Below are 15,507 nucleotides of genomic sequence, written 5' to 3' on the forward strand. Positions count from 1 at the left end.
ACGACATACCGATGAGCTCGAGCCCCTACGACCTGACCTACGCCGCCGCGGCGGACCGCTACGAGAAGGTCCCCTACCGCCGCACCGGCAGATCCGGCCTGGATCTCCCGGCCTTCTCCTTCGGGTTGTGGCAGAAGTTCGGCACCGACTACCCGTTCGCCACGCAGCGCGAGATCATCCTGCACGCCTTCGATCTCGGCATCACCCATTTCGACAACGCCGACCGTTACGGTCCGCCGCATCGCGCCGCCCAGAAGAATTTCGGCGCCGTCCTGTCCAAGGATCTGGCGGCCTACCGTGACGAGTTGATCCTGTCGACCAAGGCGGGCAACCCCATCGGCCTGAGCCCGTACCTGCGCGGCGGCTCGCGCAAATCGATCCTCACCTCGCTCGACCACAGCCTGCGGGATCTGGGCACCGACTACGTCGACATCTTCTACCACCACAGCCCCGACCTCACCACGCCGCTGGAGGAATCGGTCGGCGCGCTGGTCAGCGCCGTGGAACAGGGCAAGGCGCTCTACATCGGCATCTCCAACTATCAGGCCGACCGCACCCACGAGGCCGCCGAACTGCTGCGGCAGGCAGGCGTTCCGCTGCTCATCCACCAGGCCCGCTATTCGATCTACGACCGGCGACCCGAACGCGACGGACTGCTCGACACCGCCGCCCAGGACGGATTCGGCGTCATCGTCTACTCGCCGCTGGCGCAGGGTCTGCTCACCGACAAGTACCTGGAGACGATTCCGGCGGGCGCGCGGGCGCAGAACAGCAGTTTCCTGTCGCCCGATGTGATCGACGAGACCTACCGGCAGCGCACCTCCGAACTCAACAAGATCGCCGAGGCGCGCGGGCAGTCGCTCGCCCAGCTGGCGCTGCAATGGGTGCTTCGCAGGCCGGAAGTCACCTCGGCGCTGATCGGCGCGAGTTCGACCGCGCAACTCGACCACAATATCGCCGCCGTGGAATTCCCCGATTTCACCGACGACGAATTGGCCCTCATCGAGGAACACGGCGTGCACGGGACCGGCCTGAACCTCTGACCCGTCCCGAGCCCGACGACACGACGCCGCGAGAGCCCCCGGCAGGTAACCGTTCTCGCGGCGTCCCCGTATCACCCCGCCTGCCGTAGCTCACGTACGAGAGGTCGACGATGTCCGGATTCCACCTCAACCTGTCGCTGATGACGCCGGGGCATTTCCGGCACGCGTGGCGGCGCGATCACGCCGATCCGCTCGCCTATCTCGACATCGACTATTTCCAGCGCCTGGCGAGGATCGCCGAAGCCGCGAAGATCGACGCGGTCTTCCTCGGCGACGGTCCCGCGCTGCGCGGCGAGATCGAGGAAGCGCCCGGCACCGGCATCGACCCGCTGGTGCTGCTCGGCAACCTGGCGGCGGTGACCGAGAATCTCGGCGTCGTGATCACCTCGTCCACCACCTACAACTCGCCCTACAACCTCGCGCGGCGCTTCCAGGCGCTCGATCACGTCACCAAGGGCCGGGCGGCGGTCAATATCGTCACGACCGGAACCCCCGCCGCGGCAGCCAATTTCGGTCTCAGGGAACATCCGGACAAAGAGACTCGCTATCGCCGGGCCTGGGAATTCCTCGATGTCGTCACCCGGCTGTGGGACAGCTGGGAATCGGAGTGGCTCGTCGCCGACAAGGAGTCGGGTCACTACGCCGACCTCGGCAAGATCCACCCGATCGACCACGAGGGCGAATTCTTCTCCGTCGCGGGTCCGCTGCCCGTCGCGCCCGGCCCGCAGGGCAGGCCGGTGGTCGTGCAGGCGGGCGGGTCCGAGGGTGGACTCACACTCGCGGGCGATTTCGCCGACGTCGTGTTCACCGTCGCGCAGACCCGGGCCAAGGCGGTCGCGTTCCGCAACGATATCCGCCGGCGCGCCGCGGCGGCCGGACGTCATCCCGACGACGTGAAGATCTCCCTCGGTGTCGTGGTGCTCGTCGAGGCGACCGAGGAACAGGCCCGCCGCCGCGAACAGGAACTCTACGACCGGCTTCCCATCGAGCGGCTCACCGCCGCGCTGCTGACCAATCTCGGTCTGCCGCAGGACAGTTTCGGCCCCGATGACCCGATCGGGGCCGACGATCTGCCCGAAACCCTTCCCGCCGGAGCGTTTTCCACCGGATTCGGTATCTCCACCCGCGCGCTCATCGCGGAGGGGCCGCGCACCCCGCGCGAGCTCGTCCAGCGGGGTGCGGGCGGATCCGGGCACCGGTTGGTGGTCGGCTCGGCCGAACAGGTCGCCGACGATCTGGCGGAGTGGTTCGAGGCGGGCACGGCCGACGGTTTTACCGTCATGCCCGCCGAAACCGCCGTCGACCTGCCGAATTTCACCGAACTGGTGGTGCCGATCCTGCAGGAGCGCGGCCTGTTCCAGAAGGAGTACGCCGCGCCGACATTACGGGAGCGGTTCGGTCTGCCCTTCCCGCATCGCGAGCGCGCCGCCGACAGCCTGCCCGCCTGAGGGGTCCGCGCTGTCCCTACCGGTTCGGCCCGGTAGGGACAGCGGCACCAACGCCGCGGCCGCGAGCAGCGCCGCCGCGCCGACCAGCAGCAGGAACCGCCAGTCGCTCAGCCAGGCCGCGGCCAGCGGTGCCCCGGCGCGTGACAGCGCGATCGGCACCGTCATCACCGCCAGGATGCTCGCGAAACGGGCGACGCCGAAGGTGTCGGCGACGATCGACGGCCGCGCGACGACACTGATCCCGTAGCCGAGTCCGAACGCGACGACGCAGGCCATGGTCAGCGCCAACGAGGTGTCCATCAGCGGTAACAGCACCAGTCCGAGCCCTTGGACGGCGAACGACACCGCCGTCACCCGCGTCATCCCGTAGCGGCGGGCCAGCGGAGCCAGCGCGAGCCGGGAGAAGATCTGGGCGACACCGACCGTGATCGGCAGCGCGGCGGCGGTCGTCGCCGAATGGCCGACATCGCGGAAGTAGGTCACCATCATCAGCAGGAAGGCCGATGTCGACCCGCTCTGCGCCACGAAAGCGATGACCAGGAGCCAGAAGTCGCGATCGCGCAGCGCGCTGCCGACGGGGACGCCGCTGCGTCGGGTGACCCGGCCGGTGTGGGCCGCGGTGCTCGGCACCGCCCACAGGTGCGCGGGCACGGCGATGAGCGCGAGACCGGCGGCGAGGGTGAGCAAGGTGTTGCGCCAGCCGAGATGGCCGTCGAGCCAGCCCGCAAGGAAGTAGTAGAAGCTGGTGGCCAGGCCGCAGATCATCGTCACCGCGACGATCGCGCCGTCGCGGTGTTTCGCGTCGGTCGCGACGACCAGTACCGCGAACGCCGCCTCGTAGGTCGACATCGCCAGGGCGAGCCCGACGAGGGTGAACGCGAGATAGAGGTGGGCCAGGTTGTCGGCCTGCGACCACAGCGCCACGGCGAGGACACCGATCGCCGAACCGGTGCTCATGAGCACCCGGCCGCCGTATCGGTCCAGCAGCGCGCCGACCGGAACCGCGGCGAGCGCGCCGACCAGCGTCGAGATCGTCGCCGCGCCGGTGACCGCCGTCCGCGAGACGCCGAGGGCTTCCGACATGGGAATCAGCAACACCGTGAAGGCCTGGATCATCGCGCCGTACCCGACGGTCTGGGTGATGGCGAAGACGACGACCAGCCGTCGCCAGTGCTGCGATTCGCTGTGCGGGGGAGGGGCGGTGGTGGTGCTGTCCGCCGTCACTCTCCGAGCAGCGGAAGCAGTTGATCGCCCTGACGCTCGATTTCCCGCAGGTACGGGGTGTCGGAGAGTACGAAGTGCGTGATGCCGAGGTCGCGGTATCTGCGCAGCGATTTGGCGACGTCCTCGGGCGAACCGACGAGCCAGGTGGTGCCCGCGCCGCCACCGCCGTATCGACCGGGTGCGGTGTAGAGGTTGTCATCGATGACATCGCCGCGCGCGGCCAGGTCGAGCAGTCGTTGCTGACCGACAGCGGTGCGGCGGTGCGGATTCTGCACGGGATCGGGCTGGTTCTTCGCCATCTCCGCGACCTTCGCCTCCGCCTCGGCCCAGGCCTGCTCGGTGGTGTCGCGGACGAAAGTGGTGACGCGCAAACCGAATTCGAGTGGCGCGTGTTCGCGGCCGAGTTCGGCGCTCAGCGTCCGCAGGTGTTCGATCCGCTCCTGCACACCGGCGAGCGGCTCACCCCAGAACAGTTGCACGTCGGCCTCGGTCGCGGCCACCCGCTGCGCGGCCTCGGACGCGCCGCCGAAATAGAGTTTCGGGTGCCGCCGCTCGCCGCGCCTGGCGATCCTCGGGGTCACGGTGGAATCGGTGACCCGGTAGTGCTCGCCGCGGAAGGTGACGTTGTCCTCGGTCCACAGTTTGCGGACGAGTTGGAGGAATTCCTTGGTCCTGGCGTAGCGATCGGCCTGATCTTCCTCGGCTTCGCCGTACGCGCCGAGATTGTCCTTGCCGGACACGATATTGACGCGCAGCCGTCCTCCGGACAGATGGTCCAGCGACGCCGCGGCGGAGGCGAAATGGGCCGGACGCCAGTATCCGGGACGGATCGCGACCAGCGGCTCGAACGTCTCGGTCCGCGCGGTGAGCGCGGTGGCGACGGTGAAGGTGTCGGGCCGCCCCCAGCCGGTGCCGACGAGCGCGCCCTTCCATCCGTGCGCCTCGAGCGCTTTCGCCTGCGCGGTCAGGGTGTCCAGGCTGTTGTGATCGGCGGTGACCGGTTCGCCGCGGTGGCCGGGCGTGACCTGATTGGGGATGTACCAGAGGAATTCGAGACTCATGCGGGTTGATCCTGTTCGGTGGTGCGGTCACCGGGTCGACGACGACCGACATCCGGTCATCGAGATTATCGACCCCGATGTACGACCGGATCCGACGCCGAACGCGCCGCGACGGAAGGGGGAACCCGTGAACTGCGATGACCGGCCCGATCGGAAATAAATTCCGGGAGATTCGATGGACCGACCCCGCGTTCGCGGCGGTGCCGCCCGGGCGGCACCGGTGGGAAGTGGTACGTCACGTAGCAAACAGGTGGCGCGGTATGTATTCGTGGCCATCGCCGGGCGTCGAATTTCCCTGAAGCAGCGAGAACATGATCGACTTGTCATCTCACTCGGTAGGTATTCGGTTCCGATATTTGATGCCAGTTACTAGCGGTGGGCGGGTAACGCTGTTACCGTGGCACTCGATCGGAAGTTCGTATATGCGGTTCGCCTCAGCGCGCGATAGGGACACGTCGACGACAGTGCCGAGCCTGCATGTCCACGCGGAACGAGGTACCACCATGGCCCGAGTCCTCCCGTTGTCTGCGTCGCCGGTGCACGAGGGTTTCGCGACGGCTACCGGGGGCAGGTGGTTGTATCCCACGGCCGTGACCACCGAGGGAACCTGCCGGGGACTGGCCGAGGCCGTCGACTGGGTGACCGCCGTGACCCGCCGTATCGGGGGCACCGTGCTGGTGTGGGTACCGAACGATTCGACCGTCGACACCTGTGCCGCCCTGCGTGAATTCGTCGACACCCGCCGCGTCGTCGCCGCCGTGGCGGGTGAGGCGGCCCCCGAATGGCACCGCGGTCCGGTACTCGCGGTCTGGCCGAGCCGCGCCGAACTCGCCGAACTCGCCGACGACCCGCGCACCACCGCGCTGTGCGTCGCACCGGCGCGCAACGCCGACCTGGTCGCCTGGGCGGCCCTGACCGATCCGGAACTGCTCGCCGACGCCGTGTTGCCGCCGACACCTCCCACGACGAATCCCATCGTCGCCCAGGCGTTGATCACCATGAGCGGCATGCTCACCACGCCGCTGACACTCGTCTCGCCCTCGGATCACCGGGACGCGACGGCCATTCTCGATATCCTGCACCGGGCGGGCCACCGATTCAGTGCCGATGCCATCTACACGTGGGCGCTCGCGCACGGCTGGCCCGCATCCGGCGCGGGACGGTTGGCCGAGCTGGCGTCGAGTTTCGACACCGGGAATCCGCCGCCGCTGCCGGGCGGCAATCCGTTCCATCCCGGTGCCATCGAACTGTGGCAGGCCAGGTCGGCCGAGGCCACGCCCACGAGTATCCGATCGGGATGGACCGGTCGCACCGAGGTGCGCGACCTCGCCGGAACCCGCTGACCGCTATTCGGCCGCTCGCTCCGGCGCGACCGCGTCGGCGGAATCGTCCTCGGTGGTGGCAGGCGCGGGCAGGGTGAACCGGAATCGGGTGCCGCCGGTGTAGTCGGTGTCGATCCAGATCTTGCCGCCGTGATATTCCACGATCTTCTTGCACACGGCCAGCCCGATGCCCGTTCCGCCGTATTCGTCACGGTTGTGCAGGCGCTGGAAGATGACGAACACCTTGTCGGCGAACTCGGGTGCGATGCCGATCCCGTTGTCGGCCACCGAGAACTCCCACATGCCGGTGGCACCGTCGAGTTCGCAGTCGACGCGGATGGCGGGCGTGAGATCGGGTGTGCGGAATTTGATGGCGTTGGCGATCAGGTTCTGCCACAGCATCGTCAGCAGTGTGGGATCACCGACGACCTCGGGCAGCCGGGCCGGTAGTTCGATACGGCTTCCCGTGCCTTCGATGACCGACGAGATGTTGGTCAGCGCGGCGTCGAGCGTGCGGCCGAGACCGATGCGTTCGGTCCGCTCGGTGAGCCGGCCAACGCGGGAGAAGGTCAGCAGGTCGTTGATCAGGATCTGCATGCGTTTGGCGCCGTCGACGGCGTAGTCGATGTACTGCTTGCCGCGCGCGTCGAGTTGGTCGCCGTAGCGTTTCTCCAGCAGCTGACAGAACGAGGCGACCTTGCGCAACGGTTCCTGGAGGTCGTGGGAGGCGACGTAGGCGAACTGTTCGAGTTCGGTGTTGGAGCGGCGCAACTCCTCGGTCTGGGTGTCCAGATCGGCCTTCTGCCGGGACAGGACGGCTTCCTGGGCGCGCGAGGACTCCAGTTCCGCGACGATGCGCGTGCGCATACTCTCCACCGCCGCCGCGACCGTGGTGACGTCGGCGGGGCCGGCGACGCCGATGTGGTGGGTGAAATCGCCGCTGCCGACGCGCAGCGAGGCTTCGGTCAACGCCGAGATGGGCCGGGCGACCAGCCTGCGCACCAGAATCGCCAGCGCCACCCCGGTGATCAGGAAGACCGCCACCATCAGCGTGAGCACCGTATCGCGCAGCACCCGCGCGTTCTCGAGTTCGCGACGGTCGTCGGCGATGGCGTCGGCCATACCGTCGTTCTGTCTGTCGAAGGCGGCCCGCAGCGTGTCGAACAATTCCTTGCCGCGCGCCGACGAACTCGCCGTGCCCGGCGCCGGTGCGACGGCGGTCACCGCGGCCGCGTAGCCGGACCGCCACTCGTTCGCGGCTTTCTCCGCGGCGTCCAGTTCGGCGAGCCGGGCGGGACGGTCGGCGAGCAGGCTACGGATTCGGTCGGCCGCGCGGGCCTGCTCTCGCTGGCCGTCGAGATAGGGCTGGAGGAATTGCTGGTCGCCGGTGATCGTGAAGCCACGGACGCCGGTCTCCTGATTGATCAGCGCGTTCTGCCACCGATAGGTCTCCACCGAGGCGGGCTGGGTGTGGTCGAGCAACCGGTCGGTCACCGTGCCGGTGTGGGCGATCACCTGGGCGCCCACCGCCGCTCCGATGATCACGACGATCGCCATCGAGGCCAGGACCAGCTGAAACCAGGTCTGCACGGTGAAGCGGCCGATGAATGAAGTCCTGCTCTCGACAGTTGTCAACGCTGGCCCTGCTTTCGATTCGGTTCCGGCTCAGCGTAGGTGCACGATCGTGATCGCGACATCGGGGGCGAGTGCGGGCAATCGGCGGGCGACATCGGTGGACCGAGTCGGGCGACGACAGATGATTTTCCGGCGCGAGAACGGTCGGTAGTAGAACCGATGGGGAAGGATGTCAGCGCGTGAGCGAACCAAGGATCTTGACGCGAGGAATCGTGTTCGGCGAGTCACCGCGGTGGCACGACGGACGGCTGTGGTTCTCGGATTGGGGCGCGGGTCGGGTGATCGCGCTCGACGCCGACGGCGGACAGGAGACGATCGCGCGGGTCGACTCGTTCCCGATGTGTATCGATTTCCGGCCCGACGGAGCGCTGCTGGTGGTGGACTCGGCGCACCGGCGACTGCTGCGCCGCGACGACGACGGCTCGATGCGGCGCTACGCCGACCTGTCCGCGATTTCGGACAAGCCGTGGAACGACATCGTCGTCGACCCGCGCGGCAATACCTACGTCAACAGCATCGGATTCGATTTTCCCGGCGGCGAATTCGCGCCGGGGTTGATCGTCGTGGTCGGCCCGGACGGCGGCGTGCGCCGCGTCGCGGACGACCTGGCGTTCCCCAACGGCATGGCGGTCACCGCGGACGGCGCGACGCTCATCGTGGCCGAGTCCTACGCCGAACGGCTCACCGCCTACCGGATCACCGAGGACGGCGGTCTCACCGACCGGCGAGTGTGGGCCGAGACTCCCGGCGACCATCCGGACGGAATCTGCGTCGACGCCGAGGGCCTGGTCTGGTACGCCGACGTGGGCAACAGGCACTGCGTCAGGGTCGCCGAGGGCGGCGCGATCGCGCAGCGGGTCGCGTTCGACCGCGGGGCTTTCGCCTGTGCCCTCGATCGGAGCGAGGATCCGCACCTGTACGTCGTCGGCCAGAACTGGGGCGGTGACGAGACCGAGGAACCCAGCGGTGTGGTCGCGGTATTCCCCGCGCCCGCGCCCGGCGCGGGCAGGCCGTGAGAAGTTGCTCGCGAACGGCGCTCAGGACACGTTCGACCGGAGAAGTGTGATCGTGACGCGCACGGATTGTGCGGAGATCCTTCCGGCCGGACGACCCGATGTTTCGTCCGGCCGGAAGGAAGTGGGTGGCGTCGACACCGTGCCCCGACAGCGCGGTGTCGACTGCCCCACCCTCGGAACCGCCGTAGGGCAGCTCCACTATGTCTATTACCCGCTGACCGGCGGTTCAACCCTCGCGGTCGACCCGCGAGAGCGCCCGGCGGTGTGGCCGGGCGCTGATCGAGCGGGTCAGTCGTGGGCGGGTTCGGTATAACGCTGCAGGTAGAGAGGTTCGCCGAGCTTCTCGATCAGGTCGAGTTCGGTCTCCAGATAGTCGACGTGGGATTCCTCGTCCTCGAGAATGTGCTCGAAGATGCGGGCCGAGGTGACGTCGCCGCGAGAACGCATCAGGTCGATGCCGCGGCGGAGCCGTTCGACGGCTTCCAATTCGATCTGCAGATCGGCCCGCAACTGCTCGGGCACGCTCTGCCCGATCCGCAACGGGTTGAGTTTCTGGTAGTTCGGCAGGCCCTCGAGAAAAAGGATGCGGTCGGTGAGAACCTCCGCGTGCTTCATCTCATCGATGGATTCGTGACGCGTGTGGCTCGCTAGTTTCTTGAAACCCCAGTTGTCCTGCATCTTGGCGTGCAGGAAGTACTGGTTGATCGCCGTGAGTTCGGCCGTCAGCTGCTCGTTGAGCAGCGTGAGGATGTCCTGGTCGCCTTCCATGGGTGAGATGGTGACACAGATCTACCCCGGGCGCGCTCGGACGAGAGGGCGTGTCGGGTCAGGCAGCCGAGGATTCGGACACCTCGGACACCTGCAGTGCCTCTGTCAGCCGCGCTCGGCTGATGACGTCGGCCAGTCGGGTGGTGCAACTTCCACAGCCCGGTTTCCAGCCGCATGCTTTCTTCACTTGGCGGACGGTGCACGCACCTGCCGCAACGCAGTCGTGAACGTCTCCTTCGGAGACCGCGTTACAGATACAGACGTACATGACACCCTCACAACTTCGTGGATTTTCCTGAGGTTAGGCTCCGCTCTGGAGGTTAGCCTCCCCTAATGTATAGCAGGTGAGGCGGCGGAACGGAACCTCCCACGCGGATCGATATTCGGGCAGGTCAGGACGGTGCGGTGGGTGGGCGCCGAGCGTCTCGGCTCACTCTTCGGGTCGGTGATCCGGTGATCGAGACTGTCAAGATGGCATGACACCCGTCGGCGTGCAGCGGCCGGTGTCGCCGAACGGGAGGACGTCGCGCGGGCGGCGGAAGGGCCGGTGCGCGCGCGTCGCCGACGGTGTGACCGGAATTCCGCCGGGCCGTTCACGATCCGGTTTCCCGACGCGGCCGTCGATCTCTGATGTGCTGTGCCACAGCGTATTCGCGCACCCGTAGCGCGTAGGTGACGACTCGGCGAATACCCGCCACCGCGCGGTCCGCGACGGTCCGGTGCGCTGATTGCTTGGGCGAGAGCATTTCCCGGGATATCCGTGCCGTATGCCGCGAACAGCCCTCGGATCGACCGCCCGGTCCGGAAATATCGCCCGCCGTGTTATTCGCGGCGAAGTGGGGGCATTACGGGCGGTGAAGAAATGAGGAGCCATGAGCATATTCCGCAATACCAGATATCGACGACGTGATCGGGTCGCCACCGGGGGCCGCCGCCGGTGGCGCACCGGCGGCGGGTACCGGGGCCGACGCGCCTCCGACTACCGCAGGAGCCGGTCCACGGGTTCGGCGGGGATCGAGACCGCGGCGCGGTTCGGATTCCTCGCACGCGGTGTCGCCTACATCGTGATCGGCATTCTCGGTTTCATGTTGGCGATCGGCACCGCCGAGCACGAACCGGACATGGGCGGCGCGCTGGCGGCGATCGCGAGCAAACCACTGGGCTACCTGCTGCTGTGGGTGCTCGTCTTCGGCTTCGCGGCCCTGACCGTGTGGCGGATCGCGCAGGTGGCGACCGCGCGGCGGACCTATTCCGGTGGGCACCGGCTCTACGCCGTCATCTCCGGAATCATCTACGCCCTCGCCTTTCTCGCCACCCTGCGCTTCGTGGTGCACGGCAGGTACCCCACCCCCTCCGATGCCGCCGCCCGCGATCTGACCGGCCGCATTCTGAGCTGGGACGGTGGGCAGGTCGTCGTACTGCTCATCGGCTTGGCCGTGCTGGCCTTCGGAATCTGGCAGACGATCCGCGGCCTGCGCCTCGAGTTCGTCGACGATCTGCGCATGGGCTGGATGACGCACGGCTCGCGCGAAGCGGTGATCTGGCTGGGCAGGCTCGGCTATCTCGCCCGGGGCGCGATCGTAATCGGCATCGGACTGGCCGCCATCGTGGCGGGCGCGAACTACGATTCGGCCGAGGCCAAGGGAGTCGACGCGGTCCTGCGTGATTTCGCGGACAAGCCCTTCGGTCCGTGGCTTCTCATCCTTGTCTCCGTCGGGCTGATGGCCTTCGGTGTGCTGTCGTTCCTCGAAGCCAAACATCGCAGGACCTACGGCGGCGTTCCGGTGTGATGCGGCTCCTCCGACAATGAACCGGAGGGCATACGAATTCAGCGGTCCTATCGAAAAGGGTGACCCGCGTCCACGCGGGTCACCCTTTTCGCGTGCCGTGAAAGCCGCCTCCTTCGCGTGGACCATGATCGGGTTACCGCTTATCGGTCGTGGTAAGGGGTATGTAGTGGACAGATCGAGCGACTCCGCTCGAGCGCCGAGGGCAAAGGCCGGACAACAGCTATGCGTCGTGTGTCGATTCTTCGATCATTCGCCACGGTCGTCTCCGCGATCGTGCTCATCGTGATCCTCGCGGCCTGCGCGACGGATTCGCCGGGCGGGCAGGCGGACCGTCAGGACAAGGCCGCCGCTCTGTCGGTCATCACCCTGCACATGCCCCGCGATCTCTGGGAGCAGACCAGCACCGGCGCGGGACACAAGCCCATCGAGAATCCCCAGCGCCTGACCGACGAGCCGAACGGAATGGCGACCGTCGAACTGACCGGCGCGCAATTGGTCGAATATCTGCAGATGCTCGATTTCAACGCGCACGGCGGTTTCATGGCGCAGGACAAGGAACTAGCCGCCACCGTCTACGACACGCTGGCCTCGGCCCTGGACGGGATGCAGGCGCCGCCCGCGCCCGGCGCCCCGGCCCCGCAGGTCACGATCGACGCGGCCGCGGTACCGAAGGATCCGGCGCCGCCGAAGTAGAGGGGGCTTGCGATGTCGCGTTTTCGATCGGCCGCGTCCGGGGTAGGCCCGGTACTGAGCGGTGGTCGGTCGATACCGCGACAGGCGTCGTGAGGAGGAATCTCACCATGCGTGACATCGTTTCCCGGCATTCGGCACCGACGACGGACCGGCGGCGCGCCGCCGACCGGGGCGGGGGTGCGCGCGGTCGCGCCGCCGAACGATTGGCGGTGACGCTGAGCGTGCCCGGCTACCGCGATTTCACGGTCGGGGTCAGCGCGGTGCTCGCGCCGACCGTGCACGGTGAGTATCTCCTCGAACCCGGTCACGAACCGTGCGCTGTCGCGCTCGAGCACGGCGCGCTGACCCTGCGCGCCGAGGACAGGACGTGGCTGGCCGCCGTGCACAGCGGAACGCTGTCGGCCCGGGACGACGAACTGCGGATCATCGCCGACCGCATCGAATTCGCCGACCGCATCGACGTCGACCGGGCGCGCTGTGCCCAAGCCGACGCCGCCGAACGGCTGCGGCACGATCACGGTGACGCGGACGCCCACGCGGCGCTGCGCCGGGCGAACCTGCGGCTGGCCGTAGCGGCCAGGGTGCGCGGGTAGGACACACCGCGCGCGGGTTACGACGCCTCGTGTCCGATGCCCTCGCTCGCGGCGAAACTCGATTCCTCGGGGCTGACGAGTCCGAGGCGGGTCAACGGCCGCGGCACCACGGTATTGGTCAGGTAGGTCAGCGTGATCGCCCAGCGATTGACTCCGCGCGGCACCGCGTAGGTGTGGTATGCCCTGGTCACCGCCTTGGCGGCCAGGCCGGACAGGCGAATGCCGAGCGGATTGGCGACCGCGAATCCGGGGCCGAGATCGACGACGAGTCCCATGTCCCGATGTTTGTACGGTTTCGACGTGCCGAGCCCGAGCCCGGCGGCGACATTGCGCGCCAAGGCCTTGCCCTGACGGATCGCGTGCTGGGCGGTCGGCGGCGTGATCGCCTTCCCGTTCTTCGTCAGGTCGGGCACCGCGGCGGCATCGCCACCGGCGAACACCTCGGGGAAGCCGGGAACCCGCAGGTCCGCGTCCACCACGAGACGCCCGCGTTCCAGCGGCAGGCCGAGAGAACTCAGCAGCGGCGCGCCGGTCACCCCGGTCACCCAGGCGACGGTGTGGGTCGACACCTTCGTGCCGTCGGTGAGCACCACGTGATCGGCGGCCACCGACCGCAGCGAGGTCTGCAACCGGATCTCGATACCGCGGGCGCGCAGCACTTCGAGCACCTTGTCGCCCAGCCGTGTGCCCACCTCCGGCATCACCCGTTCCGCGGTGTCCAACAGCAGGAAGCGCACCTGCGCGCGTTCGAGACCGCGTCGGTCGGCGTAGGCGTCGGCGAGGGCGCGCAGTTGGGCGATCAATTCGGTGCCCGCGTAGGACGCGCCGACCACCACGACAGTGCGGCGTGCCTGTCGCACCCGCGGATCGTCGTCGTGTTCGGCCGCCTCCAGTTGATGGAGTAGTTGCTCGCGCAGGTAGAGGGCCTCGGCGACGGTTTTCAGGCCGCGGGCGTGTTCGTGCAGCCCCGGCACGTCGAACAGCCGGGTCACCGAACCGGGGGTGAGGACGAGCCGGTCCCAGCCGATCTCGCGCGGCGGGTGATGTTCGCCGCGCACGGTGATGGTCCGGCCGAGCAGATCCACCGATTCCACCTGGGCCACCACCAGCCTGACCTTCGGCAGCGCGTCGGCCAGCGGCACCGTGACGAACCTGGGGTCGATCAGACCGCCGGCGACATCGGGCAGCAGCGGGGTGTAGAGCATGTAGTCGTGCGGGTCGACCAGCACGATCTCGATATCCCGTCCGGCGCGGGCGAATGTCTTGCACAGCCGCCGCGCGCAGGTGAAACCGGCGAAACCACCGCCGACGATCACCACCCGCACGGCCTGTCCGGTCGCGTCCTCCGTCACCGTCGTCTCCCATCGGTCGTTCGGTAGGCGATTCCCGGCTCACCGGATGTGAAACAGCAGCGCGATGAACGACACTGCCCGGAGCCGGGCGACTACCGGGCGTGCTCGGCGGCGATCTCGGTGATCTTCTGCTTGGCCGCGTCCGCCTCGTGCTTCTCGTTCGCATACAGCAGACCGAAGGTGAAACCGTTCTCGTCCGGTGCCGTGCTCGCGACAGTCGCGGTGCGCCAGAGGAATTCGGCCGAGACCACGCCGTCGTTGTGATCACCGAGCACTCGCTGCACCTTCTTGTAGTACGCGACATTCGCCTTCGCGCGTTGTGCCCGGCGGACCGGGCCGTGGAGTTCGGCGGCGTAGCGGGCCCGTTTGGCGGCCTTGCGCGCGCGATGCAGTGACTCGTCGCGCTGATCGTCGATCGCGCTCGCCAGGCGTTTGTCGGCTTTGCGCGCCGCCCTGTGTGCTCGCCGCAGGAGATCGCGTCCGCGGATACGGTCGGCGAACGGCGGGGTCGACTTCCACGCGTGCAGCGTGGCGAGCAGGTCCAGATAGCGTCGCGAGTTCATGGCCTCGGCGAGTTCCGCACGCCGCACGACCTGTCTGCCGAGCAGTTCGGATTCGATCCGTGCCGCCACCGGGCCGAGCACCAGCTCGGGTTCCAGTGCCGCGACCTCGCCGCCGAGACGACGCCGCTGCACCTGGCAGTCGCGCACCTCGCCGAGCAGGCCCGCGTACCACTTCACCTCGTCCTCGATCGCGCCGATCGCGGCGTCGTCGAGCAGGCCGCCGAAAACGCGCAGGGTACTGCGCAGCCGCCGACACGCCACGCGGGTGTCGTGGATCGGGTCGCGTCCCCGGCGCAATTCGATATCGCCCGCGATGATCATGTCGATCTGGGCGGTCAGATAGTCGCCGATCGCGCGTTCGGCCGTCGACTCGGCGGTCGGCCTGCCCGGGCGACCCGGCAGCACCCGCGACAGCTTCGACGGATACTCCGAGGCGCGGGCCCCCGCCCGCGCGAGTGTGTCGACCAACGCCGCCGGAACCCGCTCGGTCCGCGGCCCCAATTCGATCTCGACCTCGCGCCAGGCGAAGGTGTCCGCCGAACCGTCGGACGGTGTCGCCTCCACCGTGTCGTCGGCGACTTCGGCGATCAGCTCACCGCCCGCATCGAGTACGCGGTGGCGGTCGCGCAGGGTGTAGATGGTCGTCACCGCGTGCAGCGGCTTCCCCAGACTCACGCCACGGACGACATCACCGAGTTCGCTCGGCAATTCCTCCGAGACCGCCGCGCCCAATTCGACCCGTCCGCGCGCATGCGGGATCTTGAGTTGCCATCCCGACTCGTCGTCGCCTTCGCGCCGCCGCAATGTCACATTGTCGGCGAGCAGATCGAGCTCATCGGTGTCGTAATAGGTACTCGTCAGCTGGACGGACGTCTTCTCGACCCGGCCCTGCGGGACGAGCTCCTCCAGCGCGGGGAGAGCGAAGTCGCGATCGACCTCCCATTTGCTCTCACGCTCCAATTCTTCCTTCATCCATACGGCCTTCCCCGAACGGGACGA

General features: G+C 67.9%; 14 protein-coding genes. 7 read left to right on the forward strand and 7 right to left on the reverse strand.

The genetic code is table 11. The annotated features are described in order from the left end of the window. The first annotated feature begins 11 nt into the window (after positions 1-11). Together DAT37_RS24020 and DAT37_RS24025 are read left to right on the forward strand one after the other, a co-directional pair. Entirely contained in the window at positions 12-1,043 is a 1,032-nt protein-coding gene (locus DAT37_RS24020; protein WP_109527055.1) for an aldo/keto reductase, read from the forward strand. Positions 1,044-1,153: 110 nt separating this feature from the next. Further along, a complete protein-coding gene (locus DAT37_RS24025) occupies positions 1,154-2,491 on the forward strand; it encodes an NtaA/DmoA family FMN-dependent monooxygenase (RefSeq protein ID WP_109527056.1) in 1,338 nt (445 codons plus the stop codon). Here DAT37_RS24025 and DAT37_RS24030 read toward each other — a convergent pair. Together DAT37_RS24030 and DAT37_RS24035 are read right to left on the reverse strand one after the other, a co-directional pair. Next, complete coding sequence (locus DAT37_RS24030) at positions 2,426-3,715, reverse strand: MFS transporter (protein ID WP_232839953.1); 1,290 nt, start codon at positions 3,713-3,715, stop codon at positions 2,426-2,428. The genes DAT37_RS24025 and DAT37_RS24030 overlap by 66 nt on opposite strands. Beyond that, positions 3,712-4,776: an LLM class flavin-dependent oxidoreductase gene (locus DAT37_RS24035; RefSeq protein WP_109527057.1), complete on the reverse strand. Its 1,065-nt coding sequence runs from the start codon at positions 4,774-4,776 to the stop codon at positions 3,712-3,714. Before DAT37_RS24035 ends, DAT37_RS24030 begins: the two co-directional genes overlap by 4 nt. Positions 4,777-5,366: 590 nt before the next feature. On the opposite strand from DAT37_RS24035, the gene DAT37_RS24040 reads away from it, so the two are divergent. Further along, positions 5,367-6,119 (forward strand): hypothetical protein, encoded by a 753-nt coding sequence (locus DAT37_RS24040; RefSeq protein ID WP_157978637.1) that lies wholly within the window; start codon positions 5,367-5,369, stop codon positions 6,117-6,119. Between the two features lie 3 nt (positions 6,120-6,122). Here the strand turns inward: DAT37_RS24040 and DAT37_RS24045 are convergent, their stop codons facing one another. Continuing rightward, positions 6,123-7,655, reverse strand: a complete 1,533-nt coding sequence (locus DAT37_RS24045; protein WP_109527383.1) for a sensor histidine kinase — start codon at positions 7,653-7,655, stop codon at positions 6,123-6,125. Between the two features lie 257 nt (positions 7,656-7,912). Here DAT37_RS24045 and DAT37_RS24050 point away from each other — a divergent pair, with 257 nt between their 5' ends. Continuing rightward, positions 7,913-8,749: an SMP-30/gluconolactonase/LRE family protein gene (locus DAT37_RS24050; RefSeq protein ID WP_109527059.1), complete on the forward strand. Its 837-nt coding sequence runs from the start codon at positions 7,913-7,915 to the stop codon at positions 8,747-8,749. Between the two features lie 288 nt (positions 8,750-9,037). Here the strand turns inward: DAT37_RS24050 and bfr are convergent, their stop codons facing one another. Together bfr and DAT37_RS24060 are read right to left on the reverse strand one after the other, a co-directional pair. Next, on the reverse strand, positions 9,038-9,517 hold the full coding sequence (bfr, locus tag DAT37_RS24055; protein ID WP_109527060.1) for a bacterioferritin: 480 nt from the start codon (positions 9,515-9,517) through the stop codon (positions 9,038-9,040). 58 nt (positions 9,518-9,575) lie between these two features. Then, positions 9,576-9,785, reverse strand: a complete 210-nt coding sequence (locus tag DAT37_RS24060) for a (2Fe-2S)-binding protein (RefSeq protein WP_109527061.1) — start codon at positions 9,783-9,785, stop codon at positions 9,576-9,578. 604 nt (positions 9,786-10,389) lie between these two features. Here DAT37_RS24060 and DAT37_RS24065 point away from each other — a divergent pair. The 3 genes from DAT37_RS24065 (at position 10,390) to DAT37_RS24075 (ending at position 12,593) form a co-directional block, all read left to right on the forward strand. Further along, on the forward strand, positions 10,390-11,307 hold the full coding sequence (locus DAT37_RS24065; protein ID WP_232839954.1) for a DUF1206 domain-containing protein: 918 nt from the start codon (positions 10,390-10,392) through the stop codon (positions 11,305-11,307). A gap of 231 nt (positions 11,308-11,538) precedes the next feature. Then, a complete protein-coding gene (locus DAT37_RS24070; RefSeq protein WP_157978638.1) occupies positions 11,539-12,000 on the forward strand; it encodes a hypothetical protein in 462 nt (153 codons plus the stop codon). Between the two features lie 107 nt (positions 12,001-12,107). Next, positions 12,108-12,593 (forward strand): F0F1 ATP synthase subunit epsilon, encoded by a 486-nt coding sequence (locus DAT37_RS24075; RefSeq protein WP_109527063.1) that lies wholly within the window; start codon positions 12,108-12,110, stop codon positions 12,591-12,593. A gap of 17 nt (positions 12,594-12,610) precedes the next feature. On the opposite strand, the gene DAT37_RS24080 is transcribed toward DAT37_RS24075, so the two are convergent. Continuing rightward, the gene (locus DAT37_RS24080; RefSeq protein WP_109527064.1) at positions 12,611-13,945 is read right to left on the reverse strand and encodes an NAD(P)/FAD-dependent oxidoreductase; all 1,335 of its coding nucleotides are present in this window, start codon (positions 13,943-13,945) and stop codon (positions 12,611-12,613) included. 92 nt (positions 13,946-14,037) lie between these two features. Continuing rightward, on the reverse strand, positions 14,038-15,480 hold the full coding sequence (locus tag DAT37_RS24085; protein WP_109527065.1) for a CYTH and CHAD domain-containing protein: 1,443 nt from the start codon (positions 15,478-15,480) through the stop codon (positions 14,038-14,040). Between the last annotated feature and the right edge of the window lie 27 nt (positions 15,481-15,507).

The sequence above is a fragment of the Nocardia aurea genome (genome assembly GCF_003123685.1).
Classification (GTDB): domain Bacteria; phylum Actinomycetota; class Actinomycetes; order Mycobacteriales; family Mycobacteriaceae; genus Nocardia; species Nocardia aurea.

Excerpts from the sequence above, each read along its gene's own strand:
- bfr (WP_109527060.1), bottom strand. The coding sequence starts at position 9,517 with ATGGAAGGCGACCAGGACATCCTCACGCTGCTCAACGAGCAGCTGACG.
- DAT37_RS24025 (WP_109527056.1), top strand. The coding sequence starts at position 1,154 with ATGTCCGGATTCCACCTCAACCTGTCGCTGATGACGCCGGGGCATTTC.
- DAT37_RS24060 (WP_109527061.1), bottom strand. The coding sequence starts at position 9,785 with ATGTACGTCTGTATCTGTAACGCGGTCTCCGAAGGAGACGTTCACGAC.
- DAT37_RS24075 (WP_109527063.1), top strand. The coding sequence starts at position 12,108 with ATGCGTGACATCGTTTCCCGGCATTCGGCACCGACGACGGACCGGCGG.
- DAT37_RS24020 (WP_109527055.1), top strand. The coding sequence starts at position 12 with ATGAGCTCGAGCCCCTACGACCTGACCTACGCCGCCGCGGCGGACCGC.
- DAT37_RS24065 (WP_232839954.1), top strand. The coding sequence starts at position 10,390 with ATGAGCATATTCCGCAATACCAGATATCGACGACGTGATCGGGTCGCC.
- DAT37_RS24085 (WP_109527065.1), bottom strand. The coding sequence starts at position 15,480 with ATGAAGGAAGAATTGGAGCGTGAGAGCAAATGGGAGGTCGATCGCGAC.
- DAT37_RS24045 (WP_109527383.1), bottom strand. The coding sequence starts at position 7,655 with ATGGCGATCGTCGTGATCATCGGAGCGGCGGTGGGCGCCCAGGTGATC.
- DAT37_RS24035 (WP_109527057.1), bottom strand. The coding sequence starts at position 4,776 with ATGAGTCTCGAATTCCTCTGGTACATCCCCAATCAGGTCACGCCCGGC.